Here is a 26536-nt window from a genome sequence, read left to right on the forward strand (position 1 = left end):
GCGTCGGATCGTAGCGTGCGCAATGGGGCTACACTGCCGTCATGGCTACAGACTCCGAACCCCTCACCCGCCGCGAACGGCTCCGGCGGCAGACGGTCGAGGAGATCAAGCAGCACGCCTTCGAGCTCGTCGACGAGGGCGGCGTGAACCACGTGTCGATCGCATCGCTGGGAAAAGCCATGGGGATGACCCCGCCGGCGCTCTACCGCTACTTCCCCTCGCGCGAGGCGCTGCTGGACGCGCTGCTCATCGCCGCCTACGCCGACCTCGGCTCCACGGTCGCCGCAGCCGGGCGGGAAGGGCGGGAGGGGACGGAGCGGGAGGAGGCCGCGCAGGGTGCCGTGGGCCGGGTCGCCCGCATCGCCCACGCGTACCGGCGATGGGCCCTGGACCACCCGCGCCGGTACGCGATGCTGTTCAGCGACCGCTCGCCCGGCGCGGAGGATCCGCAGGAGGGCGTCATCGCGTTCAACCAGGGGATGCTCGCCCTGCTCGACGCCCTGGCGGAGATCGCGTCGCCATCCCCTTCGGACGGCGCTCCGCTGGACGAGGCGCTGTTGGGGTGGGCGCAGGCGATCGGCGCGCCCGCGGGCATCTCCACGCGGGCGCTCCGGGTCGCGGTGCTCGGCTGGTCCCGCATCCACGGGCTCGTCTCGCTCGAGATCTCCGGCGCCTTCGACAGCATGGGCATGGACGCCGGCCACCTGCTGGCCGCGGAGATCGAGACGGTGGTAGCTGCGGCCGGCGCCCGCTGACCGTCTCTCGTCAGGGGGCGGTCAGTAGGCGTTTGTCCGGCTTGCCGCGTCCGCGGCGACCTCGGACGGCGCGCTGCCGACGGTGCCGGCGGGTCCCGCCGACCGGGCCGCGGCCGCCACGTTCGCTGCCGCGCTTCTCATGGTCGCCTCGGCTTGTCGCGGGGCAACGTGATAGACCATGACCGGCCGGTACTTCCTGCGCGGTTGACCGGAGCCCGCGCCTCCCCGGCGCGGGCGCTTCTGGGAGACGCGGGGGATGACGCATGGGGATCGGCGTGATGCTCAGGTGATGCGGCCGGTCCAGGAGGCGGCCGCGGCCTTGAAGATCATGGCCAGTCCCGTGTCGAAGTACGGGGAGACCCCCGTGTCGTAGCGGCCGTCGCCGTCGGTGTCGGAGACCCCGGTCGTGATGCCGTTGAGGTAGCCGAGGCCTTGCTCGTCGCTGTAGCCCTTCAGCCAGGCGGAGCCGAGCGAGCCGTCGCCGGTGAACGGGGACTCGACGCCGACCAGCTGATCGGCGGGCGGACTGGACAGGCTCATCACGGACGTCCTGCCGGTGGACCGTTCGAGGCTCTGGCCGGTGTAGGGCCGGGTTCCGTCGGGGTGGGGGCCGGCGGGGAAGCCGAAGACGTCCACAGTGGGGGCCGTCGTCTCGTTGATCTCCTGATTGAAGGTCAGGCCCTGCCCGCCGACGATGTCCACCAGCCTCCCGTTGGTGGTCAGCGTTCCGTCGGCGGACGGGACGACGCCGCTGTAGACGTTGACGAAGGCGAAGTCGCGGTCATGGTCCTGGTACTGGGTGAAGTCGTAGTGGGTGAACGCCCGCTTGCCGACGTAGAGGCCGAACGGGGTCGCGCCTTCGGTGGAACCGGGGATGAAGACCCAGTTGTGGGTCGTGGCGGGCGCGCCCACCGTGTCGTACACACAGTGCGCGGCCGTGGCGACGACGTTGCGGTACTGCGTGTGCACGGCGACTCCCGAGCACCAGTGTGACTGCTCGTCACCGCCGACGAAGAACACCTTGCCCGCGGTCTGGGGCGGGTCGCCCTCCGCCAGCGGAGCCACGGGGTTGTACTGGCTGGGCTGGGTGGACGGCACGATGGCGCCGGACGTGCGTTCCCCGCGGACCTCGTGCGGCGGGGCGAAGGGGGTGGCGTTCCTGAGGTTGGCGGCCCCGTCGGCCAGCCAGAACGCCGCGACCTGCTGGGCTTCCGCGGCGCTGAAGGCCAGCGGGGCCGACACCACGTTCGCCGCATGAGCAGGTGTGGCCAGAGCGGTGGCGCCCAGCAAGCCTAAGGCGACGCCGGACGCGAGCAGCTTGCGTCTCATATCGATCTTCCCCGTTCCGTGGTGGGGCCGTTCTGACGACCCGTCTACGTGGAGCAGCAGGAAGATCGTAAACTTCGGTGCGCGGGCAGGGAAGCCCTTATGCGAACTTGTATTCGATTAAGGCAGCACTTTCGAACATGGGGCTTTCGTACGCGCTTGATCGCCGCGTGGTGGGCAGACGTACGAGATGGCCAGGGAGTGTCCTGGTCTTTTCGGGACGGGGTGGCGTCAGCGGTTGGTGGCGGCGTCCAGGTATGCCTGGAGGTTGCCGAGTTCGTAGCCGCGGCGCTTGATCTTGTTGACCAGGATCTGGAAGTCCCTGGCCAGGTTCGGGCGGAAGTGGATCAAGAGGATGTCGCCGGGGCGCAGCTTCTTGTCCGGCACCTGGTAAGCGATCTTGCCGCCGGGCTGCACGGTGGCCGTCCAGAGCAGGACCGTCTTCAGGCCGCAGTTCTTGGCGGCTCTGAGCGTGTCGGTGTTGTAGTTGCCGAACGGCGGCCTGAACAGCGTCGGCCTGGTCCCCAGCTCTCTCCTGATGATGGTGGAGGAGCCGCAGATCTCCCGTCGCTGGGCGTCGTAGCCGAGGAGGCGGAGGTTCGGGTGGGTGAGGGTGTGGTTCTCGATGGGTACGTGGGCGTCACGTAATGAGCGGAAATATCCCCATTTTCCGGCTCCTACGAACTGGCCGGGGCCGCCGGCGGGGTCGGGCGTGCCCTTGGCCTCCACCGCGTCCCGCATGGCGAACGCCGTGATCGGGATCCGCTGGTCGCGTACCCGCTGGACGAAGCCGGGGTCCTGTTCCCAGCCGTCGTCGATGGTCAGGAAGACGACCTTGCGGGTGGTGGGGATCGAGCTGATCACCGGGGGCAGGGAGCCGGTGGCCGGGATCGCGCGTACCTCGCCGCGCCTGGGCACCGCGCCGGGCGGGCCGTCGAGTCGCTGCGTGGTCGCGTCGGATCTGGGGGCGGTGGTGCTGGTGGCCGTGCTGCCTGGCGTGGCGCCGGTCGTGTCGCCTCCTGGGCCGTCTGCCGTACCGCCTGACTCGCCGCTGGTCGCACAGCCGGCCAGCAGGACCGCGACCGCCGCCACGGCGGCCACGCGGACGGGCCGGGCCACGGGGGACAAACCGTCCACTTGGGCTGCTTGGGTCAGGGTCGCTCGCGTTAGGGCTGCTTGGGTCAGGGCCGCTCGGGCCAGGGCCGCTCGGGTCACACCGGCCGCGCGTACTGCGGGGAATGTGCGGGCGGCTCGGGACACTCGGGCACCCAGCACATGGGCCACATGGGCCACGATCGACACGTTTCGTCCCCTGACTCGACCCTTCAACATCGGTCCCATCCTGCCAGCCATGATCGCGGGGTGGGTGCATCCGATAAGGAGCGATCGTCCGGCTGGCGAGTGTTGCCCTTATCGCGAACGTCCCTTCGTCCCTAGAGTGGCGATGTGAAGGTGGCAGGTAGCGCCATGATCGGCGTCGAGAGACATCGCGTGTGGGACGCGCTCCAGGATCCGGCGGTGCTGGTGCGCACCATCCCGGGCTGTGAGCGCCTGGAGGAGACGGGGCCGGACACGTACCGGATGACGGTGACGGCGGGGGTCGCGTCCATCAAGGGCGTCTACCAGGGCGAGGTGTCGCTGGCCGAACCGTCGGAGCCGGAGAGCTTCGTGCTGCGGGCGCGTGGCCAGGGCGCTCCGGGGACGGTGGAGGCGACCGTGCTGGTACGGCTCAGCGAGGTCGACGAAGGGACCCGGGTCGACTACGACGCCGACGCGGTCATCGGCGGCATGATCGGCGGGGTGGGGCAGCGGATGCTCGGCTCGGTGGCCAAGCGGACGGCGGGGGAGTTCTTCGCGGCCGTCGAGGATCATCTGCGCGCCCCGGAGGATGGGTACGCCGTGCGCGGCGGCGTACCCGCGGCCGGAGAGGCCGGGCAGGGAGCGGCGACGGATCGCGGGGTCGGGCAAGGAGCGGCGGTGCGTTCCGGAGCCGGACAGGGAGCGGTGGTGCGTTCCGGGGCCGGGCAGGGAGCGGTCGTGGAGGGAGAGGCTGAGCGCGGGATGGGGGTAGACGAGTTGGCCGCACGCCGAGCCGCGGTGGCACGTGCGGCAGGTGAGGCCGCGGGTGCGGAGGGGCGTCGGGCGCCTGCCGTGTATGAACGCCCATCCGCCGTATACGAGCGCCCGCCCAGGAGCCACACGGAGACGCGCCCGTGGGTGATGCTGGCGTCGTTCGGGATGGGGGCGGGCATCGCCCTGACCGGCGTCGCGGTGGGCTGGTTGCTCGGCCGGGCGGGCCGACGTCCGCGCCCCTGACCGCTGCCCCATCGAACCAGTGCCGTCCCGTCGGTCGAGAGACGATACGGGGAAACCCGGCTGCGGCCGCGCTAGGTGTCGCCCCGAGCGACGTCGGCATCGCCCGAGCGAGGTCGGAATCGCCTTGGGGAGATGCCCGGCGCTCGTCCTCGCCTTAGCTCGGCGCTCGGCCTCGCCTCGGGGGATGCCGGGCGCGCGGCGTCGCCTTGAGGGATGGTCGCGCCGTCAAGCTGATGCGGGTGGGCATCGTGCCGTGGGCTTGCTGCTGGGCCGGAACGGCTGGGTCTGCCGTCACCCGTCGCCCCTGGGGACGGGTATGCCGACAGACCGGCCGCTGCCGAGGGGGCTGAGGTCTCGGAGGTGGCCAGGTCGTCAAACCGGCTGCTCATGAGGGTGGGGCTGAGCTCTCGCGGAAAAGGATCTCCAGGCGTAGCGTGGCTGTATGCGGCAGGCACACGCTGAAGACGCACGAACCGAGGCCCGGCGAGTCATACGCAACCTACTCGGAGAGGAGCGCCCGACCGCCGAGGCGCTGATCGGCGACGCGCGCCCCGCGCTCGGCGACGAGCGGACCGAACGCTGTCTGAGTCTGGCGCTTGGCGCGTCTCTCACCAGGCGGTCCGCCGAGTTGGCCGCCATCGCCGCGCTGCTGGTCGGCGCCCGCGAGCTGGGTGACGAATGGTGGACGCGGCCCAGGGGCGGCAAGTTGCCCGCGCCCGACGAGGTGCTGCGTACGGCCGTCGCGATCGAGCCGTGGACCGATCTGACCGCGCTGGAGATGCTCGCCGCCTGGATCTCCGACGACGCGGCCGACCAGCTGTGGGGCGAGCCCGTTGCCCAGGTGGACCTGAACTCGTGGCAGGCCGAGGATCGTTTCGAGCTGCCGGAGGGGGCGAAGCCGGGTCAGCGGCTCGTCGTGCACTTCGATGCCGGCGGTCGGCTCGACGCGGTCGTCACCCGGCGGCCTGACGAGGACCTGGGCTCGAACCTCGACTTCCACTCGTTGCGTTATTCGCGTCCCGCCGAGGCGCAGTGGAGCTGGGGAGTGGCGGCCGGGCTCGGGCCGCACCGGCTGCCCGGGGAGGATCCCGATCCGTACGCCCGCGAAGTCCCCACCGCCGCCGCCGGCATCCTGCGTGCCTGGGCGCTACGGCACGGTGCCACCCGCGAGCAGTTGGGCGAGCGGTGGCAGACGGTCGGCGACGTGGTGGCGACCATCGAGCGGGTCGATTGGATGTGGCGGAGCGGGGAGTGGTTCGGCTGGTGGCGCGGCGCCTCGGCCCTGGTGGACGACTCGGCCTATCTCCCCTATCGGCTGGAGGAACTGGCCGCCGGGTGAGTAGCTTGTCGGGAACTGGCCGCCGGGTGACCGGTCTGGTGGGAACGGTTGCTGGGTGACCGGCCTGATGAGCGCAGGCCACCGGTCTGTCGGGAAGCGGGCCCCGGGGTGGTCGGCCTGATCGGACGTGCAAGGCCGGTGGAATGGGGGCCGGGTTCTGGAGGTTGTCATCGAGCGTGAAAGTCGAGATATTTTCGGACATCGTCTGCCCCTGGTGTTACATCGGTCATGCTCGCTTCGCCCGTGCCGCCGACCGGTTCCGCGACAAGGGCGGCGTCGTGGACATCACCATGCGACCGTTCCAGCTGAACCCGGACGCCCCCACCGAAGGTGAGCCGTTGCTCCCTGCCCTGGAGCGGAAGTTCGGCGGGAACGTCGCGCAAATGATCTCCCGGGTCGCCGGCGTGGCCGCTGAAGAGGGGCTGGACCTGCGCTTCGAGCAGGCCGTCAGCGCGAACACGTTTGAGGCGCACCGGTTGGTCGAGCTCGCCACCCGGCAGGGGCGTGGCCAGGAGGCGGTCGATCGGCTGTTCCGCGCGCACTTCACTGACGGGCTGAACGTCGGTGACCAGGACGTGCTCACGAAGCTGGCCGCTGAGGTGGGCGTGGATCATCCGCCGGGTGAGGGCGCCCAGGAGGTGCGCGAGCAGCTTGACCGGGCGCGGGCGCTGGGGATAACGGGTGTGCCGCTGTTCCTGTTCGAGGGGCAGTTCGCGGTGTCGGGGGCGCAGCCGGCGGAGACGTTCGACGCCGCGCTCGACGAGGTCGCGGCGCGTACCGGCCAGACGCCGGTGACCATCCTCGCGGACCCGGCCGACGGCTGCGACGACGGTTACTGCGCCGTCTGAGCGGTGACGTCCCCGGCTACTGTGCCGCGTGAGCGATGATCTCTTCGGCCAGCCACTCGGCTACGTTCGCGGGGCCGGGTGGGCGGACGCCGAGGACGAAGTGCGTCACACCGGTGTCCGCCAGTTCGCCGATCAATGACCGGGTGGTGGCGGGGTCGTCGGTGGAGATGACGAGTTGCGTTGAGCGGGTGATCTCCGCCGGGTCGCGCCCGATGGCGGCGCACTTCTCGTCGAGCACTTTGTTCCGCTCCCTGATGAACTCGGTCGTGTTGTGCGGCGGCCCCGGCACGTTCCAGATGTCGGCGTGCTCGGCCACCACGCCGAGTGTCCTGTCGCCCCACCCGCCGATCAGGAGCGGTGGCGGTACGGCGGGCTTCGGTGAGCACACCACTTCGCGCAACTGGTAGTAGCGGCCGGAGAAGTCGAACCGGTCCTCGGTCCACATCCGCTTGATGATCGTGCAGGACTCGGCCAGCCTGGCCACGCCCTCGGCGGGTGAGGCGATGTGCAGGCCGTACGCGTTGTACTCCCTGGGCACGAGCGTGTCGCCCGGCTGGTGCGTGCCGCCGACGCCGAGGCCGAGGACCAGGCGGCCGGGCGCGATGGCGTCCACGGTCGCCGCGATCTTGGCGAGTACGGCCGGCGGCCTGGTGAGATTGCTCGTCACCATGAGCCCAAGCTGGAGCCGGGAGGTCCGCGCGGCCAGGGCGGCGAGCATCGTCCAGCCCTCGTGGATCGGCGCGTCCACCGGCCCGAACAGCGGCAGCATGTGGTCCCAGAGCCAGGCGTGCTCGATGACCGGGACGGCGTCGGCCTGCTGCCAGGTCCGCAGCAGCGCGTCGTACGTGACGCCGACGGGGACGGTCTTCATTCCAAAGCTCAGCATGTATCAGCTCCACTGATTGTCAGTAATGCTGATGATTAGGCTAGTGCGAGAATCGGGATGTGTCGAGACGTCGCCTTGGATACCTGCTGAAGCACGCGAACCTGCGCCTGACCCAGCTCACCGGCCCTGCCCTGGAGCCGTACGGGATCGACGGCCGTGAGCTCGCGGTGCTCCACGTGCTCGACGAGGCCGACCCGCTGTCGCAGCAGGAGGCCGCGCGGCGGCTGCGGATCGACAGGACGACGATGGTCGCCCTGATCGACACGCTCGAAGGCAAGAAGCTGGTCAGCCGCCGGCCGCATCCGGACGACCGGCGCAAGAACATGGTCGAGCTGACCACGCGCGGCCGCGACACGCTGCGCGACGGGGGTCAGGCCGTCGAAGAGGCGGAGCGGGCGTTCCTGGCGAAGCTGCCGGCCGACGACGCGGCCCACCTCAGAGACCTGCTCGACAAGCTGGTCTAGGGTCGGGTCAGAAGGTGCCCTCGCCCAGGAGCCCGGAGCGGTGGTGGCGGCGGCAGAGCACCTGGTAGCGCACCGGAGAGGCGTCCGTGTCGCCGATCACGACCTGCTCGCCCGTACGGACCAGTTGCCCGCCCACGATCCGCCCGTTGAGCAGTCCGGGCCGCCCACACCAGCACAGCACCTCGACCTGCAGCCGGCACACCTCGTCCGCCAGCTCGAACAGCCGCTGCGCCGCCGGGAACATCACGGACCTGAAGTCGGAGGCCAGCCCGAAGGCGTAGACGTCGATCCCGTGGTCGTCCACCAGGTCGGCGAGCTGCTCGATCTGGTCGACGGTGTAGAAGCAGACCTCGTCGCAGATCAGGTAGTCGATCCGGTCGTGCCCGGTCACCAGCGCCACCAGATCGAGCGAGTCCACGACCTCGATCGCGTCGAGACCGAGCCCTATCCTGCTGGTGACCTGGGGTCCGCCCGAGCGGTCGTGCTTGGTCAGGACGAGCCCGCGCCTGCCCTGGCGGCCGTGGTTGTAGTTCATCTGAAGCGCGAGCGTGGACTTCCCGCAGTCCATGGGACCGAAGTAGAACTTCAGCACGGCATCACGAGCGCCGGACGGGACGGCGGACAGGGCAAACGATTCGGTCACAGGGGGCCACCTTAGCGGCTTGGCTTGTTCCATGACCTCGTGGGACATTTCTCCCCTGGAGTTATCAGGAGGATCCGTGGTCACAGAGAAGCCACCCGCACTCGACGCGATGATGACGACCGACGACCTCACGGCGGCGCAGGCCGACGCCACGAGGTGGCGGTACGGCTTCCTCGTGGTCGTGACGGGGATCGTCGCGATTCTGGTGGCCTTCGGGGCCGCCGTGTTCGCCACGAAGGAGTTCGCGGCGTTGTTCGCGGGTGTGGCCGGGGTGGTTGGCACGATCATCGGCGCCTACTTCGGCGTGCAGGCGGGACAGTCGGGAAAGGCCAGGGTGGAGGCCGAACTGGCCAGGTCACAGGAGCTGGTAGTGCGGTTGGCGGCATATGTTGGCACTGAGAACGCGCCCCGTGTCATCGATGAAGTGCTCGGCCGGCGCCGAAGCTGAGGAGCCATGCGTAGCGTCCGTATCGGAGTCGACACCGGAGGCACCTTCACCGATGTGGTGGCGGTGGACGACCAGACCGGTGAGATCGTCACGACCAAGACCCCCTCGACCCCGGCGAACCCCGCCGACGGGTTCGTCAGGGGCATCGAAAAGCTGGGCCGGCTCGACGCGAGTTCCGTCGTGCACGGCACCACAGTGGCCACCAACCAACTGCTCGAGGATCGGATAGCGAACCTGGGGTTCATCACCACCGAGGGTTTCGAGTACATCCTGGAGATCGCCAGGCAGAGCGTGCCCGACGGTTATGGCAACTCCTACTTCTGGGTCAAACCACCGAGGATCGTCCCGATCCACCTGGTCAAGACCATCGGGGGGCGCCTCGACCACACCGGTGCCGAGGTGCGCCCGTTCGCCGAGGAGCAGGCCGCCGAGGTGGCGCGCTGGTTCAAGGCCAAGGGCGTCACCGCGATCGGCGTGTGCTTCCTGCACTCGTACGCCAATCCGGACCACGAACGGCGCATGCGCGACGTGCTGGCCCGCGAGCACCCCGAGGCGGTCGTCTCGCTGTCGAGCGACGTGCTGCGCGAATACCGCGAGTACGAGCGGTCGGTCACCACGCTCGTGGACGCGGCGGTCAAGCCGACGATGCGCCGTTACCTGGCCAACCTGTCGGCCCGGCTCGGCATGCCGTTCTCGGTGATGAAGTCGAACGGCGGCGTGCTGTCGGCCCGTGAGGTCGTCAACCAGCCGATCACCACGGTGCTGTCCGGGCCCGCGGCCGGCGCGCTGGGCGCGGCGCTCATCGCGGCCACGGCGGGGCACCCGTCGGTGATCACCCTGGACGGCGGCGGCACCTCCACCGACGTCTCGGTGGTGATCGACGGCGAGCCGTCCATCACCACCGAGGGCGCCATCGGCCGCTACCCGTGCAAGATCCCGATGATCGACATCGTCACCGTCGGCGCGGGCGGCGGCTCCATCGCCTGGATCTCGCCCGAGGGCACGCTGAAGGTCGGCCCCAGGTCGGCGGGGGCCGATCCGGGACCGCTCTGCTACGGCCGGGGCGGCACCGAGGTGACGGTCACCGACGCGCACGTATTCCTCGGCCGCATCCCGCCGCACCTGCTCGGCGGCGAGATCCCGCTCGACGTGGCGGCCGCGCGCACCGGCATCGAGGCGCTGGCCGACAAGCTCGGGCTCGGCGCCGAGCGGACCGCGACGGGCATCCTGGAGATCAGCGCGTTCAACCAGAGCAACGCCATCCGCCAGCTCACCGTCAAGCGCGGGCTCGACGTGCGGGACTTCCCGCTGGTGACGTTCGGCGGCTCGGGGCCGCTGCTGGCCTGCCGGCTGATCGACATCCTGGGCCTGCCCGCGGTGATCGTGCCGCCCGATCCGGGCAACGTGTCGGCGTTCGGCCTGCTCACGGTGGACGTCAAGAACGACTACGTCCGTACGTACGTCACCCGCGACCTGTCCCCGGCGACGGCCGGGGAGATCTTCCGCGAGCTGGAGGGCGAGGCGGCGCAGGCGCTCGACCGGGAGGGTTTCGACGACCCGGTCTACGCCCGCAGCGCCGACCTGCGTTACTACGGCCAGGCGTACGAGGTGCGCGTGGCCGCCCCGGCGGGCGAGGTGGACGAGGAGTGGCGCCGGGAGGTGCTGGACCGCTTCCACGAGGCGCACGAGAAGCTCTACGGCTACGGCTACCGCGACGACGAGCGGCACGGCGTCGAATGGGTCAACCTGCGCGTCTCCGGCATCGGCCCCATCACTCGCCCGGTGATCCGCCAGAGGTCGCCGCGCACTGAGGAGCGGCCAGAGGCGGGGACCAGGAGCGTGCACTTCGAGTCGGCCGCCGACACGCCGATCCACCAGCGGTCCGACCTGGACCCCGGGACCGTGGTCGAGGGCCCGGCGGTCATCGAGGAGTACGGCTCGACGATCCCCATCCATCCCGGCTTCACCGCCGAGGTGGACGAGTACGGCAACGTGGAGGTGCGGCGTGGCTGACCCCGTTCTCATCGAGATCGTCGAGGGCACCCTGGCCTCCGTGGAGAAGGAGGTCGAGACCGCGATCGCGCGGACCGCCCGCTCGCCGATGATCCGCGACGCGCACGACTTCCGCGCGGGCATCCACGACGCCCGGCTGCGCAAGCTGACCGGCCGCTCCTACAGCGCGCTCGTCCAGCCGATCGTCCGCGACTTCCCGATCGACACGATGAAGCCCGGCGACGTCTACTTCCACAACGACGTCTACCTGTCCGAAGGCGGGATCGGCCACCTGCCCGACCTGTGCGTCACCGTCCCGGTCTTCCACGAGGGCTCGGTGGTGGCCTTCGTGCAGGCGTTCGGGCACCACGACGACATCGGCGGCTCGGTGCCCGGCTCGATGCCCTCGCACGCGCGCAGCGTGTTCGAGGAGGGGCTGATGGTCCCGCCGATCAAGCTGTGGGACGCGGGCGTGCCCAACGAGGCCGCGCTGCGCATCATGATCCGCAACTCGCGGATGCCCGACTCGCTGGCGGGCGACCTCGACGCCGAGTGCTCGGCCTGTCTCATGGGGGCGCGCCGCCTGGGCGAGCTGTTCGACAGGTACGGCAAGGCCGAGGTCGAGGAGTGCTTCGACGCGATCATCGGCAAGACGACGGAGACGTTCCGGCGCGAGCTGCTGACCAAGATCCCCGAGGGCACCTACACCTGGGAGGACTACGCCGAGCACGACGGCGTCGACGAGCCGAGACTGCACGCCCAGCGGATCACGCTCACCGTCGACCACACGGCGGACGCGCCACTGAAGATCGACTTCACCGGTACGTCACCGCAGGCCAAGGGGCCGATCAACCACGCGGGCGACTACGCCGACGGCGTGTTCCTGAAGAAGTGGCTGGCCCCCATCCTGCGCAACCTCGCCGACACCCCCGACCGCATGGCCGAGCTGGACGTCAACGAGGGCGTCGTCCCCCTGATCGAGATGGTCTTCCCGGAGAAGGGGACGCTGCTCACGCCGATCTTCCCCGCTCCCACCAACGCCCGGACGTTCGTGATCCTGCGCCTGCTCGGCGTGCTCGCGGGTGTGCTGGCCAAGGCCACCGGCGGCCGCATGCCGGCCGACCAGGAGACGATCCGCTACACCGGCGTCCATGGCGCCGACGCCGACGGCGTGCCGTACCTGATGAGGGAGGTCCTCGGCGGCGGCTCCGGCGGGCGCTGGTACGCCGACGGCGAGGACACCATCCACGTGGTGCCCGACTCGCGCAACATCCCCGTCGAGTTCGCCGAGGCGCGCTGGCCGTTCCGGGTCGAGCGGCTGGCGCTGGCCTGCGACTCGGGCGGGCCGGGCATGTTCAGGGGCGGGCTCGGCTACGACAAGCACATCAGGATGCTCCGGGACGCCTCGTACATGTCGATCGCCGACCGGTCCATCCTGTCGTGCTGGGGCGTCAACGGCGGGCTGGCCGGGCGGCCGTTCCGGGTCGAGATCGCGGGCAAGGAGATGGAGGGCCTGGTGGACGACCACCAGGTGCAGGCGGGCGAGACCATCCGCATCCGCACCACCGGGGGCGGCGGCTGGGGCTCGCCGTACGACCGGGACCCGCGCGCGGTGGCGGCCGACGTCCGCGACGGCAAGGTGTCGATCGCGGGCGCCCTGGGCGACTACGGCGTGGTGCTGGACGGCGACCGCATCGACGAGCAGGGCACCGCCGAGCTCCGCGCCAACCTGCGCCCGCCGGCGGGCCGCTTCTTCGACCGCGGCCCCGGCTACGCGAAGCTGTCGGGCGGCCGCTCCCACGCGGAGGTGGACGAGCTCTAGCTGCCATGATGGGCACCATTTCAGGACACGTCCAGAAATGGAGGACGCCATGCGCGTCGCCCTCGCCGGTCTCGCCACCAGCCATCCCTTCACCGACGCCCACACCCTGGCCCGCCACGCGGACCTGCTGGTGTGGGAGGAGGACCCGGAGCGGCTGACGCGCTTCACCGAGGAGCACCCGGCCGCCAAGGTGCTGCCGAGCCTGGCCGCGCTGCTGGCCGCCGAGCCCGACGGCGTGGTGCTGACCGTGCCGAACCCACGGGTGCCCGGCGCGCTGGCGGCCGTGCTCGACACGGGTACGGCCTGCTTCGTGAACAAGCCCGCCGTCGCCACCCGCGCCCAGTTGCGCGAGCTGGACCGGCTGCGGATCCACGACCGCGTCCTGTCCAGCTCGGTGCTCCGCTTCGCCCCGGCCTTCGCCGGAACGCGGCTGGACCCCGCCGACGTGCTCGCGGTCCGGGCCACCGTACGACATGACGTCGGCCTCTGGGCCACCGGCTACAACGCCTGGCAGGACACCCCCGGCGAGGGCGGCGGGACGCTGGTGACCATGGGGATCCACGGCGTGGAGCTGCTGGTCGCGCTGCTCGGCCCCGACGTACGGCTGGCCGGCGCGGCCTCGGCCACCAGGCACTACGCGGGACTGCGCTCGGAGGACACCGGCGTCATGGCCTTGCGCTGGGACAGCGGCGTCACGGGCACCGTCGAGATCCTCGGCGTCTCCGACGAGGAGGCCTACACCGTCACCGTCCACCGCCGCGGCGGCACCGACGCCATCGTGATCGAGGGCGGCGACGACCACGTCAAGGGCCTCGGCTATGAGGGGACGATCGAGGCGTTCCTGGCCATGATCGGGGGCGCGCCGAGCCCCGTCCCGTGGGCGGAGACCCGGGCCATCCTGGAGGTTCTGGTCGCGGCGCGCGAGAGCGCCCATTGACAGCCTAACTCCGGCGCAGTTACGGTCTGGACCGTAAATGACGTAACGGAGGAGAGTGCGTGCGGACGACAGCGGAACTCGAGGAGCGGCTGGCGCGGCCGGGCGATGCCCTCGTCGGCGACCTGAGCCGGCTCGACGGCGACATCCTGATCCTCGGCGCGGGCGGCAAGCTCGGCCCGAGCCTGGTCCGGCTGGCGCTCAACGCCACGCGCGGCGACCGGCGGATCATCGCGGTGTCCCGTTTCTCCGAACCGGGGCTCGCCCGGTCGCTCCAGGACGACGGCGCCACCGTGGTCGCCGCCGACGTGGCCGACGAGGGGGCGCTGCGCGAGCTTCCCGACGCGCCGAACGTGGTGTTCCTGGTCGGCGCCAAGTTCGGCACCGAGGGCCGCGAGCACGCCACCTGGTTCACCAACGCGTACCTGCCCGGCCGGGTCGCGGACAGGTTCAGGGACGCCAGGATCGCCGCCCTGTCCACCGGCAACGTCTACCCGCTCGTCCCCGTCACCAGCGGGGGCAGCACGGAGGGCTCGCCGACCGGGCCCGTCGGCGACTACGCGATGAGCTGCCTCGGCAGGGAGCGGGTGCTGTCGCACTTCGCGGAGGCGAACGGCACGCGCATGTCGCTGATCCGGCTCAACTACGCCGTCGAGCTCCGCTACGGCGTGCTCGTCGACCTGGCCGGGAAGATCCTGGCCGGGGAGCCGATCGACCTGTCCACCGGCCAGGTCAACGTGGTGTGGCAGGGCTACGCCAACGAGGTCGTGCTCCGCTCGTTGCTGCTCGCCGAGACGCCGCCGTACGTGCTGAACGTGACGGGACCCGAGCTGATCTCGGTGCGGCGGACCGCGCTGGACCTCGGCGCGGCGCTGGGCAAGGAGCCGGTGTTCACCGGCGAGGAGGCGCCCACGGCGCTGCTGTCGAACGCCGGCAAGTGCCACCGCCTGTTCGGCTACCCGGAGCTCACGCCTGCCGAGCTGATCGAGCACACCGCCCGCTGGGTGGCGGACGGTGGCCCGCTGCTCGGCAAGCCCACCAAGTTCGAACGCCGTGACGGCCGTTTCTAACCGCCTGCCCTACCCATTGACCCGAGGGGGATTCGACGTGCTCAGCACGGTTCCAGAGGCGCAGATGTCCGTGCGCGACCTGTTCAGGCGCGGCCTGGTGATTCCGGCCCACCCGCTGGCGCTGACCGAGGACAGGAAGCTGGACGAGCGCCGCCAGCGGGCGCTGACCCGCTACTACGTCGAGGCCGGCGCGGGCGGGCTGGCGGTGGGCGTGCACACCACGCAGTTCGCCATCCACGGCACCGACCTTCTGCCGCCGGTGCTGGAGCTGGCCGCGCGGACAGTGGGCGAGTACGAGCGTGAGGTCGTCCTGGTGGCCGGGGCCACCGGGAGCACGCGGCAGGCCGTTGCGGAGGCCGAGCTGGCCAGGTCGCTCGGCTACCACATGGTGCTGCTGAGCCCCTGGCGGGAGCTGGACGAGGACGGGCTGATCGAGCGGGCGCGGGCGGTGGGCGAGGTGCTGCCGGTGATCGGCTTCTACCTGCAGCCCGCCGTCGGCGGGCGTACCTTATCCCGAAATTTCTGGACAAGGTTGGCCTCGATCGAGTCCGTGGTGGGCATCAAGGTCGCCCCCTTCGACCGTTACCGCACGCTCGACGTGCTCCACGGCGTGGTGCGAGCCGGGCGCGCGGCCGAGGTCGCCCTCTACACCGGCAACGACGACCACATCCTGGCCGACCTCGTCACCACGCACCGGGTGGTCGTGGACGGGCGCGCGGTCGAGATCGAGTTCGTCGGCGGGCTGCTCGGTCAGTGGGCGGTCTGGGTACGGCGGGCGGTCGAACTGCTGGAGGAGGCCAAGCTGGCCCGCGCGGGCGACGACGCGGCCGTCCGGCGGCTGCTCACCCTCGACGGCCAGCTCACCGACGCCAACGCCGCCATCTTCGACTCGGCGAACGGCTTCCACGGCTGCATCCCCGGCATCCACGAGGTGCTGCGCCGCCAGGGGCTGCTGGCCGGCCGCTGGTGCCTGGACCCGGCGGAGGAGCTCTCGCCCGGGCAGCTCGCGGAGATCGACCGGGTCTGGGCCGCCTACCCGTTGCTGCGCGACGACGACTTCGTCAGCGGCGGCCTGTCCCGCTGGCTGGCCTGACCCTCATGCCGGCCCGCGTCGTCCCCGAACCCGCCGCCCCCAGGCCCGCGATCCGCGAGCCCGGGGTCCTCGAGTGTGCCGTCTCAGAGGGTGAGGCGGTACAGGGTCAGGGGGCGGCCGCTGGAGCCGCTGGTGAGGTTGCCCGTGCGCTCGGCCAGCCCGGCCAGCTCCAGCCGGTGCAGCATGCGCCGGGCCGTGCGCTGCTGGACCTCGAGGCGGTCGGCGATCTCCCTGGTGGTGAGCGGCTCGTCGCCCGCCGCCGCCCGCGCCTCCAGCAGGCGCTCGATCGTCGCCACCGACAGGCCCACGCGGCGGGCGATGACCGAGAGGTTCCGCCCCGACGCCGGGACGCCGGCCACCGACTCCAGGACGATGTCGGTGTCGGCGCGCAGCGACAGGACCGCCGCGACGTCGCCGATGCGCCGGGCGCGGGCCAGGGCCCGGCGGGCCAGGCTCTCCGCCTCCGCCGCGCTGCGGCCCAGCCCGAAACCCACGCGTACCGCCTGGTTGTGCGCCGCCAGGCGGCCCAGCATGGGCAGGCCGGTGAAGCCGCCCGTGGCGTCGAACAGCGGGCCCCGGGTGGTGACCAGGAGATGGATGCCGCCACGGAAGGCGGCCAGCGTGCCGCCCAGCCCGGTGGCCTCGCGCAGCAGGCCCTCCTCGCTCTCGACCTCGATCAGCCCGAGCGCGATCTGCGCGTCCTCCTGCGCCTGCCCCTCGGCGGTCAGCAGCAACTGGCGCAGCGCCACCCGGACCGAATGCACGGACGGCGCCAGGCGCAGCACGTGCATCTCGCCGCGCAGCGCCTCGTGCACCGAGCTGAGGCAGGTGATCACGGGATGGTCGGGGCCGCGCCGGTGGAAGGCGACCGCCTTCTTGGAGGTCATCTCCGGCCGGTAGGAGAGCGTGCGCAGGGTGTCGGCGGGCAGCCCGGCCTCGGCGAACGTGGCGGCCACGTCGGCGGCGGGCAGCGTGTCGATCGACAGCCTGGTCACGTCCTGGCCTTCGTGCTGCAGTCGTACCAGGGCGCTGAGCAGCGTCGCGCCCGAGTAGTCGACGAACGCGGCGGGACGGGTCAGCGTCTCGGCGTCGCGCGACAGCATGTACGGCACTATGCCGGTGAACAGCCACCCCTCCACGGCGGCGGCGTGCGCCTCGACGATCGCGGGTGCCTGCGACTCGTGGTCGTAGTCGAGCCGCAGCGCGCTGACGCCGGGCTGCTCCTCGCACGTGGCCGCGACGTCGTCGACCAGATCATGCGGGCCGACGACCCCGATGACGATTCCCACCCACGCCTCCCTCTCTCATTTCGGTCAAGACCGCAATCATAACTTGTGAGGAGCCCCAGTGAAGTTCCCGTCCATGGCGGAGGCCGCGGGCCGCACACTCGGCGACGAGGAGGTGGCCGCCGCGACGCGGGTGATCCGTTCGGGCATGCTCAGCTCGGTCTGGGGGACCGAGACGCGAGCGCTCGAACGCGAGGTCGCCACGGTGTACGGCGTCCGCCACGCCGTCGCCTGCGCTTCCGGCACGGCGGCCCTCCATCTGTCGGTCGTGGCGGCTGCGCCGGACCCCGGAGACGAGGTCATCACGACGCCGATCACGGACTTCGGGACCGTGGCCCCCATCTTGGCGCAGAACGCGGTCCCTGTCTTCGCGGACGTCGACCCCTCCGACGGCAATCTCGACCCCGCCGCGGTGGCCAAGCTGATCGGCCCGCGGACCCGGGCGATCATGGCCGTCCACCTGTTCGGCGCGCCCGCCCGGGTGGACGACCTGCGGGCGCTGGCCGACGAGCACGGGCTCGCGCTGATCGAGGACTGCGCCCAGGCGTGGCTCACCGAACTGCCGGACGGGCGGCTCGCGGGCACCGTGGGCGACGTCGGCACCCTCAGCCTCCAGCAGTGGAAGCACATCACCTGCGGTGACGGCGGTTTGGCGCTCACCGATCACGACGAGCCGGCGCGGCGGATGCGGCTGTTCGCCGACAAGGGCTGGGACCGGGCGGCCGGGCGCTCGCACGCCGGGTTCGGCCTGAACTACCGCATGACCGAGCTGCAGGCCGCCGTCGCGCGGGCCCAGCTCGCCAAGCTGCCGGGCGTCGTCGCGGCCCGCCGCCGCACGGCCGTACGGCTGCTCGAAGCCCTTCGGGACCTGCCGGGAGTACGGTTGCCGCGGCCGGAGGGGCACGCCTGGTGGCTGTTCCCCATCGTGCGGCCGCAGGGCGACGCCCGGGAGCTGGCCGCGCACCTGGCCGCGGCCGGGATACCCGCACGGGCGGGTTACCTGGAGGAACCGCTGAACCGCGCCCCTTTGTGGGGCCGGCCCATCTACGGGAGCTCGCGCTACCCGCTGCACGGCTACGCCCCGAACCCCTGCCCGGAGGCCGAGCGCCTGGTCGCCGAGACGCTCCTGATCATCGACTGGAACGAGAACTACACGACCGAGCACGCGGACGCCGTCGCCCGCGAGATCACCCGCTTCGCCACGAGAGACACGAGAGACACGAGATAACCGTGTGGCGTTACGTTCAGGCATCATCCATTGACCCCGACCGGCCGCCGTCATTAGGTTTCGGTCAGGACCGGTATTACGTGAAAGGAATCCGCCGATGAGGAAGACCGCGGCACTCGGCCTGGCGGCCGCCCTGGCCCTCGCCGCCGCAGGGTGCGGATCCAGCGGCTCGGACAAGAGCACCGTGACTCTCTGGATGTACCCCGTCATCGGGGACCAGGCCAAGAGTCAGGCGTTCTGGGCAAAAATCGAGAAGGACTTCGAGGCCAAGAACGCGACGATCGACATCAAGATCGACCAGCAGCCCTGGGAGGGCCGCCAGGAGAAGGTCACCACGGCCCTGGTCTCGAAGAAGGGCTTCGACCTGGTCGTCCTGGGTCCCGACCAGATCCCGCAGTACGCCCAGCAGGGCACCATCGAGGCGGTCGACGACGTGGTGGCCAAGGACAAGGCCTCCTACCTGCCCAACGCGCTCACCGCGCTGACCGTGAACGGCAAGCTGTACGGCGTGCCGATCTACCAGACGATCACCGCCCCCATCTACAACAAGAAGCTGTTCGCCGAGGCGGGTGTCGACAAGGCGCCCGAGACGCTGGCCGAGCTCAAGGAGGCGGCGCCCAAGCTGGCCGCCAAGAAGGTCGCCATCCTCGACTACCCCGGCAAGCCCGAGGTCAGCCTCAACCAGAGCTTCTACCCCATCCTGTGGGCCAACGGCGGCACGGTCTTCGCCCCCGACGGCAAGCACGTGGCCTTCAACGGCAAGGAAGGCGTCGACAGCCTGCAACTGCTGCTCGACCTGAAGGCCGCGGGCGGCCTGCCCGCCGACGCCGCCAGCAAGGGCAACGAGATCGAGGGCGGCGCCCTGGCGAGCGGCAAGACCGCGATGTACCACGCGGCCACCGCCCTGCAGGCCGTCCAGCTCGGCGCCGCGATCGGCGCCGAGAACGTCGGCATCGGCCTTCCACTGGAGGGCACCAAGCGGGTCGCGTTCGGCATCCCCGGCGCCCTGGTGCTGGCCAAGCACGCCGAGAACAAGGACGCCGCGAAGAAGTTCGCCACCTACCTGTCCTCGCCCGAGGTCGCCGCGAGCCTGGCCGCGGAGTCGGGCTTCTTCCCCGCCCGCACCGGCGTGACCGTGCCCGGCCAGTCGGCCGCGGCCACGGAGTTCGCCAAGTCGCTGCAGTACGCCTTCCCGGGTGACACCCACCCGAAGGCCCGCCAGGTGATGGGCGTCATCGCCCCGCACATCCAGGCGGCGCTGCTCGGCAAGGAGGACGCGAAGACGGCGCTGGACGCGGCGGCCAAGGAGGCCGACGCGCTGCTGAGCAACGGCGGATAGGGATGCGCCATCGCCTGCGTGACCCGGTCACGGGACTGCTGTTCGTGCTGCCCGTGCTGGTGCTCTTCCTGATATTCCGGATCTTCCCCTCCCTTGCGGCGGCGGGGATGAGCCTGACCAACTGGAACATCGGCGGCGAGTGGAACTTCGTCGGCGCCGACAACTACGCCCGGCTGCTCGACGACGCGATCTTCTGGACGAGCCTGCGCGTGACGCTCGTGTACGTGGCCGTCTACGTGCCGCTCACCCTGCTCGTCTCGCTGGGCACGGCGTTGCTGCTGAACCAGGTCGTGTTCCTGCGCGGCCTGTTCCGCGGCATGCTGTTCCTGCCGTACGTGACCAGCTTCGTGCTGGCCGGTGTCATCTGGCGGTGGATCTACCAGTTCGACGGGCTGATCAACGGCGTGCTGGGCAAGGCGGGGCTCGGCCCGGTGGCCTTCCTGGAGCAGTCGTCGCTGGTGCTGCCGGCCCTGGCCGTGGTGTCGGCGTGGAAGGGCTTCGGCTACTCGATGCTGATCCTGCTGGCCGGGCTGAAGGCGATCCCGGGCTCCTATCTGGAGGCGGCCCGGGTCGACGGGGCGTCGGCGTGGCAGCGGTTCCGCCGGATCACGCTGCCGCTGCTGAAGCCCGCGCTCTTCTTCGTCCTGGTGATCGAGACGATCAGCGCGTTCCAGACCTTCGACACCGTCTACGTGATGACCGGCGGCGGTCCGGCCAGGGCCACCTACACGCTCATCTACGGCATCTACGACCACGGCTTCAGGTCCTTCGACTTCGGCTACGCCGCCACGTGGGGGATGGTCCTGTTCGCCCTGGTGCTCATCGTGTCGCTGATCCAGCGCCGCTTCCTGGACCGGGGGAACACATGACGCGCACGCGGCGCGGCTGGCCGCTGATCGCGCTGCTCGGCGTGCTGTCGGTGCTGACCGTCAGCCCGTTCGCCGCCATGCTGGTCGTCGCGCTGTCGCCCGCGGGCGAGCCGACCCTGCCCGCGCAGTGGCCGGACTCGCTCACGCTCGACAACCTCACGCGGGTGCTGTCCGCGTCCGGCTTCGTGGGGTGGACGGTCAACTCGCTGGTGTACGCGGTGGTCTCGGTGGTGATCATCCTGCTCACCGCCTCGATGGCCGGGTACGCCTTCGCCAAGAAGCGCTTCCCCGGCCGCCAGGCGATGTTCTGGACCTTCCTCGCGACCATGATGGTGCCCTTCCAGGCCACCCTCATCCCGACGTTCGTGCTGGTCAACAGCCTCGACGGGGTGGACACGTTCTGGGGGCTGATCGTGCCGACGCTGGCCAACTCGCAGGCCGTGTTCCTGATGCGGCAGTTCATCCTGGGGCTGCCCGACGAGCTGTTCGACGCGGCCAAGGTGGACGGCGCCTCCGAGCTGCGGGTCTACTGGACGATCGTGGTGCCGCTGACCCGGCCCGTGCTGGCCACGCTGGGTGTGTTCGTGTTCCTGTGGCACTGGAACGACTTCCTGTGGCCGCTGGTCGTCGGGCAGAGCAACGCCACGCGTACGCTCACCGTCGGCCTGACCACGCTGCGGACCGAGGAGATACAACTGTCGGTGCTGATGGCGTCGGCGGCGGTCTCCGTGGTGCCGTGCCTGCTGGTCTTCTTCCTGTTGCAGCGGTACCTGGTCAACAGCATCGCGATGACCGGGTTGAAATAAGCTCTCTCGGGTGGATATTTCGGCACAAGCCCTCCGTGATCGTCTTCGCGGCGCCCTGCTCGCCGCCGCGGCCACCCCCATGACCGCGTCGGGCGAGGTGGATCTCGGCGTGGTGTCGCGCTACTTCGCCGGGCTGGTCGAGGACGGCGTCGACGGGCTGGCGGTGCTCGCGCACACCGGCCGGGGGCCGTACCTGGCGCCGGACGTACGCGCCGCCGTGATCGAGCGCGCGGTCGCGCTGGGCGTGCCGGTCCTCGTCGGCGTCGGCGGCTCGTCTGAGCCGTCCGGCACGCCGAACGCGTCCGGCTCGTCTGAGCCGTCCGACGCGTCGGAACCTCCCGGAGCGGCTGGGCGGTTCGCCCGGGCCGCGGAGGAGGCGCGGGTGGCCGCGAGTCTCGGCGCGCACGGGGTTCTGGTCTTCCCCGCCGAGGGGGACCGGCTGGGCGGGCACGACGCGATCTGGCGGGCCGCCCGGCTCCCCATGATCGCCTTCGACCTCTACACCCGCCCCTGCCCGCCTGACACCATGCTGGACCTTCTCCGGCACCCCGGCGTGGCGGGGCTCAAGACCGCGCTGCTGTCCGACGCCATGGGCTGCCAGCGGGCCATCTCCCTCGCCAGGCAGGAGGGCAGGCTGGCCATCACCGGCGAGGACCGCATGTTCGGCCCGTCGCTCCTGTGGGGTGCCGAGGCCGCCCTGGTGGGCCTCGCGGCCGCCTCAGTGGGCGTGACGGCCGCGGTGATGGACGCCTACCGGGGTTCGGACCTGCGTGCCTTCGACGCCGCGTCGGCCCGCCTGGACCGCCTGGCCACGGCCACGTTCACCGAGCCCATGGAGGGCTACGTGCAGCGCATGCTGTGGCTCGCGGCGGCCGAGGGCCGGATCCCGGAGTCCCACGCCCACGACCCGTACGGCCCGTCCCTGCCGGAGCAGGAACGGGCCAGGGTGATGAGCACGGTGGTGAGCACGGGCGGCTTCGCCGCCCGGTAGTTACTTCGCGAGGTAGGCGTCGGCGACGGTCTGCGAGACGGTGTTGCCGTCCTTGTCCTTCGCCTCCGCCTTGATCGAGATGCTGCCCGCGGGGTTGAGCGTGAGGACCTTGTACGAGCCGCCAAGCCCCGGCAGGACCGTGGCCGGCGACCAGTGGGCGCCCTTGTCGGCCGAGGTCCAGACCCGCAGCGCGGACGCGCCGCCCTCGGCCTTGACGGTGAAGGTGAACAGGCGGCCCGCCGCCACGGTGTCGTTCCCCGGCAGGTTGAGCTGGTACCGGAGCTGGATCAGCGGCAGCTTGGCGCAGGGCTGCTTGTCATCGAAGAGCACGCTGTCGATGCAGGTGTAGGGGGCGTTGCCCTTCACCGGCCGGGCCGAACGGAACGTCCAGGTGGACTCGACGCTGGTGCCGGCGTGCTTGCCGGGGAACCCGTCCTTCCACACATCGGTCAGCCGATACGTCCCCGACCCGGCGGGCACGCTGTAGTAGGGCACGCCGATGTCGTCGAACTGGGGCTGCACCTCCGTGTTGCCGCTGAACAGGTGCGTCTGCTCGTCGCCCGGCGCCCCCACATAGGTGTGACTGGGGTCGGAGGCGTCCGTGTAGTAGCCGAGGCCGAACGGCGTGAGCGCGCGCAGCCGCATCCGATCGCCCTGGCGGCAGGTGTCGCAGAAGACCCCCGGATCGGCCCAGTCCGGCCGGTCAGGCCCGAGGGCGATCTGGGTGGGCAAGAGGGCCTCGTTCCAGTCCTCCCGCTCCTGGGTGGCGCGGGTGAACGCCCGCTCGGACATGGCCAGGCGGAGGGTGTCCGTGGTGGGTTCGAGGAACTGGTAGCCGCGCTGCCACAGCACCTCGCTGCCGGTGGTGTTGTAGTACTCGGTCCGGGTCAGGGGCGCGTTGAACAGGTGCGAGCCACGGACGCTGAGCGGCTGGACGGGGATGAAGGTGTGGTCGACCTCGTTGAAGTCCGGGTACGGCCCCCACGTCCCCTGCCGCATGGGGAACTGGGAGTGATAGGTGGTGTCGATCTCGGTCAGGTCGCGGGCCTTCGGGGCGAAGGTCAGGCGGCCGGCGGTGGCGCCCTTCACGTAGTAGGCCAGCTTGTACTCGAACGGGCTGGTCGGCTGGACGGTCAGCTTGCCGGTCGGGTACGGCTTGCGGGCCATGACCTTGCCCAGGGTGTCGGCTTCGGCGCTGTCGATCCACAGGAGAGGCAGCTTGTTCTGGGCGGTGTACGCGGAGGCGCTGAGGACCCAGGCGAAGCGGTCGCTGGTGATCACACCCGCCGCCCCGCCCTTGATCGCCAGGTCCAGGTCGGCAAGAAGGAGCTGGAGCGAGTTCCTGGCGGGGAGGTAGACCAGTTTGCCGCGGACGTCCGCGCCGCTGGTGGTCAGGCTCAGGCGCTGGTCGGCGGCGAACTTGGGCACCAGGGCGTCGTGCTCACTGATGTAGTGCGGGTGCAGCCGCAGGCCCGGCACGCTCAGCGAGACCTCCGGGGCCCGGCGGATCTCGTCGAAGAGGAACGTGAAGGTGCCCACGGCCGGCTTGGACTTGACGGGCGTGACCCAGTAGTTGCCCGCGATGATCGGCTCGTAGCTCAGCAGCGAGGCGCCGGCGTACATCCGCCCCGCAGCGGTCGTGCGGGTGTTCATCGTGTTCAGGAACACCGGCTCCGACTCGCGCGGCGTGCTGATCTGGAGCTGCTCGGTCTTGGTGGCGTCCAGGGTGATCGTGGTGTCGCCGTCGAGCTTGGTCTCCGGGGCGATCAGCAGACCGTACTGGAGCTGGTGGGCCGGCATGGTGTACCACCACGGTGCGACGCTCGTGGAGTAGACGCCGCCGTGGGCGAGCTTGATCACGGTCTCCACCGTGCCGGGCACGTCGGTGGCCCGCCAGCTCTCGGTCGCCACAGAGAGCGGCTCGCCGTCGAGGAGCGGATCGGTGTCGCTGACCCTGATCAAGGACAGCGGCCCGGGGTGCAGCGCCCACTCGGGCTTGCCGACGAGCTTGACGCGCACCGTGTCCATCTGGGCCTGCTTGCGGAAGGCGATGGGCGCCGTCAGCCGGTCGGTCCCGGCCGTCGCCGTCAGCCGGCCCTCGTACCAGCCGGGCTCGCCGAGCTTGGGCTCGATGGTGAGGTCCGCGGAGGCGGTGCCGCCCGCGGGGACGGTCAGCGACGACGGCGTGATCGAGGCCATCCCGGCGGGCGCCTGCGCGTCGTCGCGCGTCAGCGCCAGCGACAGGGCCAGCGTGACGGGGTCCTTGCCGGTGTTGCGGTAGGTCACCTTCTTGGTGAGCGTCTGGCCGGTGTACGGGTCGGTGAACCCGGCCGACACCACCGACAGGTCGTCGAAGACCTGCTGGGTGACGGCTTGCCCGATGTCCAGCCGCCCGGCGCCCTGGTCGTACGGCGAGGTGGCGGCGAGGGGCTTCGCGGTGCCCACCAGGGCGGTCTTGAGCTGGTCGGCCGTCCAGTCGGGGTGCTGGGCGGCCAGGATGCCCGCCGCGGCGGCCACGTGCGGGGTGGCCATCGAGGTGCCGGAGGCCGCCGTGTAGTTGTCGTCGATCGGGCCGCCGCCCGGGACGCTGCTGCCCTGGCCGAGCGAGGTTCCGGCCGCGCGGGCCGCGATGATGTTCACACCGGGCGCGGTGATCTCCGGCTTGATCGCGAAGTCGTCGCTCAGGCGCGGGCCGCGGCTGGAGAACGACGCGATCTTGTCGGCGGAGTCGACCGCCCCGACCGTGAGGGCCGAGGTCGCCGCGCCGGGCGCGGCCACGGTGAACCGGCCGGGGCCCGAGTTGCCCGCCGCGACCACGAACAGCGTGCCGTACTCGGCGGTCAGGTCGTTGGCCGCCTGGCTCAGCGGGTCGGTGCCGTCGGTCGCGCCGTTGCTGCCCAGGCTCATGTTGACCACCCGGGCGTGCGCGGTGGTCGCCTGCCACTCCATCGCCGCGATGATCTCGGAGTTGTTGCCGCTGCCGGTGTCGTCCAGCGCCTTGGCGATGGCCAGCCGGGCGCCGGGCGCGACGCCCTTGTAGCGGCCGTTGGACGCGGCGCCGCTGCCCGCGATGATGCCCGCCACGTGGGTGCCGTGGCCGAACTTGTCGGAGACGTTGGCCGGGTCGCCGCCGCCGGGGCTGCCCGCCGGGACGAAGCTGCGGGCCTCGGCGATCCGGCCCTGAAGGTCGGGGTGCTGGGCGTCGATGCCGGTGTCGATGATGCCGACCGTGGCGCCGGTGCCGTCATATCCGGCGGCCCACGCCTTCGGCGCGCCGATCTGCGGGTTGCTGACGTCGTCGAGCGCCTTGGCCTTCCCGTCGAGCCACACCTTGCGCAGGCCGCTCTCGAGGGCGGGACTGGCCTTGGCCTTGACCTCGGGGGCCTCCGGGGTCGTCTCCCCGGTGACGGACTGCCAGAAGGCTCGGGCCTGCTTCTTGTCGACCTTCAGCGCGGCGCCGTCGATGCTCTTCAGGACCAGTGGCTCCGCGCCGCCCTTCAGCGACCGGGCCTTGCCCGCGACGTCGCCGGACTTCACCTGCGGCTGGTACTGGACGATGAGGGGGAGCCGATCGGCCTTGGCGTCGCCGTAGCCGTTGACGGCCAGATAGTCGACGTTGAACAGTTCCTTGTCCAGCAGGCCGCTGCTCACGTAGGGCCCGGCGTCGGCGGGGATCACGTAGTACCCGTGCTCGTCCTGCTGGGCCTGGTAGTTCCGCGCCTCACCGCCGTCGGCGGGGTCGACGACCACCGATGCGCGGCCCGAGCCGTCCTTGGAGTACGTGACGGTGTCTCCGGTGATCAGGGTGACCTTGACCGGGCCGGTACCGACCGCCACCGGCACTGCGGCGGTGGCGGCGGTCGCCGCGGCGGTGGCCGGTCCGGGCACCGCGATCAGTGGCACCGCCAGGGCCAGTGCGAGTAACGGCCCGAGTCCGCGGCGCCGGGGGATGGGCAGCATGGGCACAACGCACTCCAGAGGTGTGATGAGATCGTTTCATCGCTGACCTAATCTGGGATTCAGTCAGGGCACAAGTACGCCGAACGGGCCAAAACCCGCCAGGTGGCGGCATCCCGCCACC

Annotated in this window: 22 protein-coding genes; 16 read left to right on the forward strand and 6 right to left on the reverse strand. The window is 70.9% G+C overall.

The features are described from left to right. The first annotated feature begins 41 nt into the window (after positions 1-41). The gene (locus tag KLK06_RS15125) at positions 42-755 is read left to right on the forward strand and encodes a TetR/AcrR family transcriptional regulator (RefSeq protein WP_214636047.1); all 714 of its coding nucleotides are present in this window, start codon (positions 42-44) and stop codon (positions 753-755) included. Positions 756-1037: 282 nt separating this feature from the next. Here the strand turns inward: KLK06_RS15125 and KLK06_RS15130 are convergent, their stop codons facing one another. Both KLK06_RS15130 and KLK06_RS15135 read right to left on the reverse strand, forming a co-directional pair. Next, a complete protein-coding gene (locus tag KLK06_RS15130; RefSeq protein WP_250905383.1) occupies positions 1038-2084 on the reverse strand; it encodes a serine protease in 1047 nt (348 codons plus the stop codon). A gap of 228 nt (positions 2085-2312) precedes the next feature. Next, entirely contained in the window at positions 2313-3218 is a 906-nt protein-coding gene (locus KLK06_RS15135) for a polysaccharide deacetylase family protein (RefSeq protein WP_308168259.1), read from the reverse strand. Positions 3219-3527: 309 nt separating this feature from the next. On the opposite strand from KLK06_RS15135, the gene KLK06_RS59875 reads away from it, so the two are divergent. The 3 genes from KLK06_RS59875 (at position 3528) to KLK06_RS15150 (ending at position 6584) form a co-directional block, all read left to right on the forward strand. After that, complete coding sequence (locus tag KLK06_RS59875; RefSeq protein WP_308168260.1) at positions 3528-4397, forward strand: carbon monoxide dehydrogenase subunit G; 870 nt, start codon at positions 3528-3530, stop codon at positions 4395-4397. 442 nt (positions 4398-4839) lie between these two features. Further along, the gene (locus KLK06_RS15145; protein WP_214636049.1) at positions 4840-5736 is read left to right on the forward strand and encodes a hypothetical protein; all 897 of its coding nucleotides are present in this window, start codon (positions 4840-4842) and stop codon (positions 5734-5736) included. A 176-nt stretch (positions 5737-5912) separates the two neighbouring features. Further along, positions 5913-6584 (forward strand): DsbA family oxidoreductase, encoded by a 672-nt coding sequence (locus KLK06_RS15150; protein WP_308168261.1) that lies wholly within the window; start codon positions 5913-5915, stop codon positions 6582-6584. Between the two features lie 16 nt (positions 6585-6600). Here KLK06_RS15150 and KLK06_RS15155 read toward each other — a convergent pair whose 3' ends face one another. Next, on the reverse strand, positions 6601-7470 hold the full coding sequence (locus KLK06_RS15155; RefSeq protein ID WP_214636051.1) for an LLM class flavin-dependent oxidoreductase: 870 nt from the start codon (positions 7468-7470) through the stop codon (positions 6601-6603). Between the two features lie 59 nt (positions 7471-7529). On the opposite strand from KLK06_RS15155, the gene KLK06_RS15160 reads away from it, so the two are divergent. After that, positions 7530-7934, forward strand: a complete 405-nt coding sequence (locus tag KLK06_RS15160; protein ID WP_214636052.1) for a MarR family winged helix-turn-helix transcriptional regulator — start codon at positions 7530-7532, stop codon at positions 7932-7934. Positions 7935-7941: 7 nt separating this feature from the next. Here the strand turns inward: KLK06_RS15160 and KLK06_RS15165 are convergent, their stop codons facing one another. Then, complete coding sequence (locus KLK06_RS15165; protein ID WP_308168262.1) at positions 7942-8577, reverse strand: thymidine kinase; 636 nt, start codon at positions 8575-8577, stop codon at positions 7942-7944. A 76-nt stretch (positions 8578-8653) separates the two neighbouring features. Between KLK06_RS15165 and KLK06_RS15170 the strand changes: the two genes are divergently transcribed. The 6 genes from KLK06_RS15170 to KLK06_RS15195 are packed head-to-tail and all read left to right on the forward strand — an operon-like array spanning position 8654 to position 15936. Continuing rightward, on the forward strand, positions 8654-9025 hold the full coding sequence (locus tag KLK06_RS15170) for a hypothetical protein (protein ID WP_214636053.1): 372 nt from the start codon (positions 8654-8656) through the stop codon (positions 9023-9025). A gap of 6 nt (positions 9026-9031) precedes the next feature. Beyond that, positions 9032-11038, forward strand: a complete 2007-nt coding sequence (locus KLK06_RS15175; RefSeq protein ID WP_214636054.1) for a hydantoinase/oxoprolinase family protein — start codon at positions 9032-9034, stop codon at positions 11036-11038. Next, positions 11031-12839: a hydantoinase B/oxoprolinase family protein gene (locus KLK06_RS15180; RefSeq protein ID WP_214636055.1), complete on the forward strand. Its 1809-nt coding sequence runs from the start codon at positions 11031-11033 to the stop codon at positions 12837-12839. Before KLK06_RS15175 ends, KLK06_RS15180 begins: the two co-directional genes overlap by 8 nt. A gap of 49 nt (positions 12840-12888) precedes the next feature. Further along, positions 12889-13776 carry a Gfo/Idh/MocA family protein gene (locus KLK06_RS15185; protein ID WP_214636056.1) on the forward strand — a complete coding sequence of 296 codons (888 nt, stop codon included), beginning with the start codon at positions 12889-12891 and terminating at the stop codon, positions 13774-13776. Between the two features lie 59 nt (positions 13777-13835). Continuing rightward, entirely contained in the window at positions 13836-14843 is a 1008-nt protein-coding gene (locus KLK06_RS15190) for an NAD(P)-dependent oxidoreductase (protein ID WP_214636057.1), read from the forward strand. A gap of 37 nt (positions 14844-14880) precedes the next feature. Further along, on the forward strand, positions 14881-15936 hold the full coding sequence (locus tag KLK06_RS15195; RefSeq protein WP_214636058.1) for a dihydrodipicolinate synthase family protein: 1056 nt from the start codon (positions 14881-14883) through the stop codon (positions 15934-15936). 83 nt (positions 15937-16019) lie between these two features. Here KLK06_RS15195 and KLK06_RS15200 read toward each other — a convergent pair whose 3' ends face one another. Further along, positions 16020-17225, reverse strand: a complete 1206-nt coding sequence (locus tag KLK06_RS15200; protein WP_308168263.1) for a hypothetical protein — start codon at positions 17223-17225, stop codon at positions 16020-16022. 58 nt (positions 17226-17283) lie between these two features. Between KLK06_RS15200 and KLK06_RS15205 the strand changes: the two genes are divergently transcribed. The 5 genes from KLK06_RS15205 (at position 17284) to KLK06_RS15225 (ending at position 22455) form a co-directional block, all read left to right on the forward strand. Continuing rightward, entirely contained in the window at positions 17284-18450 is a 1167-nt protein-coding gene (locus tag KLK06_RS15205) for a DegT/DnrJ/EryC1/StrS family aminotransferase (protein WP_308168264.1), read from the forward strand. A 97-nt stretch (positions 18451-18547) separates the two neighbouring features. Further along, entirely contained in the window at positions 18548-19789 is a 1242-nt protein-coding gene (locus tag KLK06_RS15210; protein WP_214636059.1) for a sugar ABC transporter substrate-binding protein, read from the forward strand. 2 nt (positions 19790-19791) lie between these two features. Beyond that, on the forward strand, positions 19792-20658 hold the full coding sequence (locus KLK06_RS15215; protein ID WP_214636060.1) for a carbohydrate ABC transporter permease: 867 nt from the start codon (positions 19792-19794) through the stop codon (positions 20656-20658). Further along, positions 20655-21464, forward strand: coding sequence for a carbohydrate ABC transporter permease (locus KLK06_RS15220; RefSeq protein WP_214636061.1), 810 nt, complete (start codon positions 20655-20657; stop codon positions 21462-21464). The genes KLK06_RS15215 and KLK06_RS15220 overlap by 4 nt, the downstream gene beginning before the upstream one ends. A gap of 10 nt (positions 21465-21474) precedes the next feature. Beyond that, positions 21475-22455: a dihydrodipicolinate synthase family protein gene (locus KLK06_RS15225; protein WP_214636062.1), complete on the forward strand. Its 981-nt coding sequence runs from the start codon at positions 21475-21477 to the stop codon at positions 22453-22455. Here the strand turns inward: KLK06_RS15225 and KLK06_RS15230 are convergent, their stop codons facing one another. After that, complete coding sequence (locus KLK06_RS15230) at positions 22456-26415, reverse strand: S8 family serine peptidase (protein WP_250905512.1); 3960 nt, start codon at positions 26413-26415, stop codon at positions 22456-22458. Positions 26416-26536: the final 121 nt, after the last annotated feature.

This window comes from Nonomuraea sp. NEAU-A123 (assembly GCF_018603905.1).
In the GTDB taxonomy this organism is placed as follows: domain Bacteria; phylum Actinomycetota; class Actinomycetes; order Streptosporangiales; family Streptosporangiaceae; genus Nonomuraea.

Coding starts and splice junctions, on each gene's coding strand:
- KLK06_RS15125 (WP_214636047.1), top strand. CDS start 42: ATGGCTACAGACTCCGAACCCCTCACCCGCCGCGAACGGCTCCGGCGG.
- KLK06_RS15130 (WP_250905383.1), bottom strand. CDS start 2,084: ATGAGACGCAAGCTGCTCGCGTCCGGCGTCGCCTTAGGCTTGCTGGGC.
- KLK06_RS15145 (WP_214636049.1), top strand. CDS start 4,840: ATGCGGCAGGCACACGCTGAAGACGCACGAACCGAGGCCCGGCGAGTC.
- KLK06_RS15155 (WP_214636051.1), bottom strand. CDS start 7,470: ATGCTGAGCTTTGGAATGAAGACCGTCCCCGTCGGCGTCACGTACGAC.
- KLK06_RS15175 (WP_214636054.1), top strand. CDS start 9,032: ATGCGTAGCGTCCGTATCGGAGTCGACACCGGAGGCACCTTCACCGAT.
- KLK06_RS15185 (WP_214636056.1), top strand. CDS start 12,889: ATGCGCGTCGCCCTCGCCGGTCTCGCCACCAGCCATCCCTTCACCGAC.
- KLK06_RS15210 (WP_214636059.1), top strand. CDS start 18,548: ATGAGGAAGACCGCGGCACTCGGCCTGGCGGCCGCCCTGGCCCTCGCC.
- KLK06_RS15215 (WP_214636060.1), top strand. CDS start 19,792: ATGCGCCATCGCCTGCGTGACCCGGTCACGGGACTGCTGTTCGTGCTG.
- KLK06_RS15220 (WP_214636061.1), top strand. CDS start 20,655: ATGACGCGCACGCGGCGCGGCTGGCCGCTGATCGCGCTGCTCGGCGTG.
- KLK06_RS15230 (WP_250905512.1), bottom strand. CDS start 26,415: ATGCTGCCCATCCCCCGGCGCCGCGGACTCGGGCCGTTACTCGCACTG.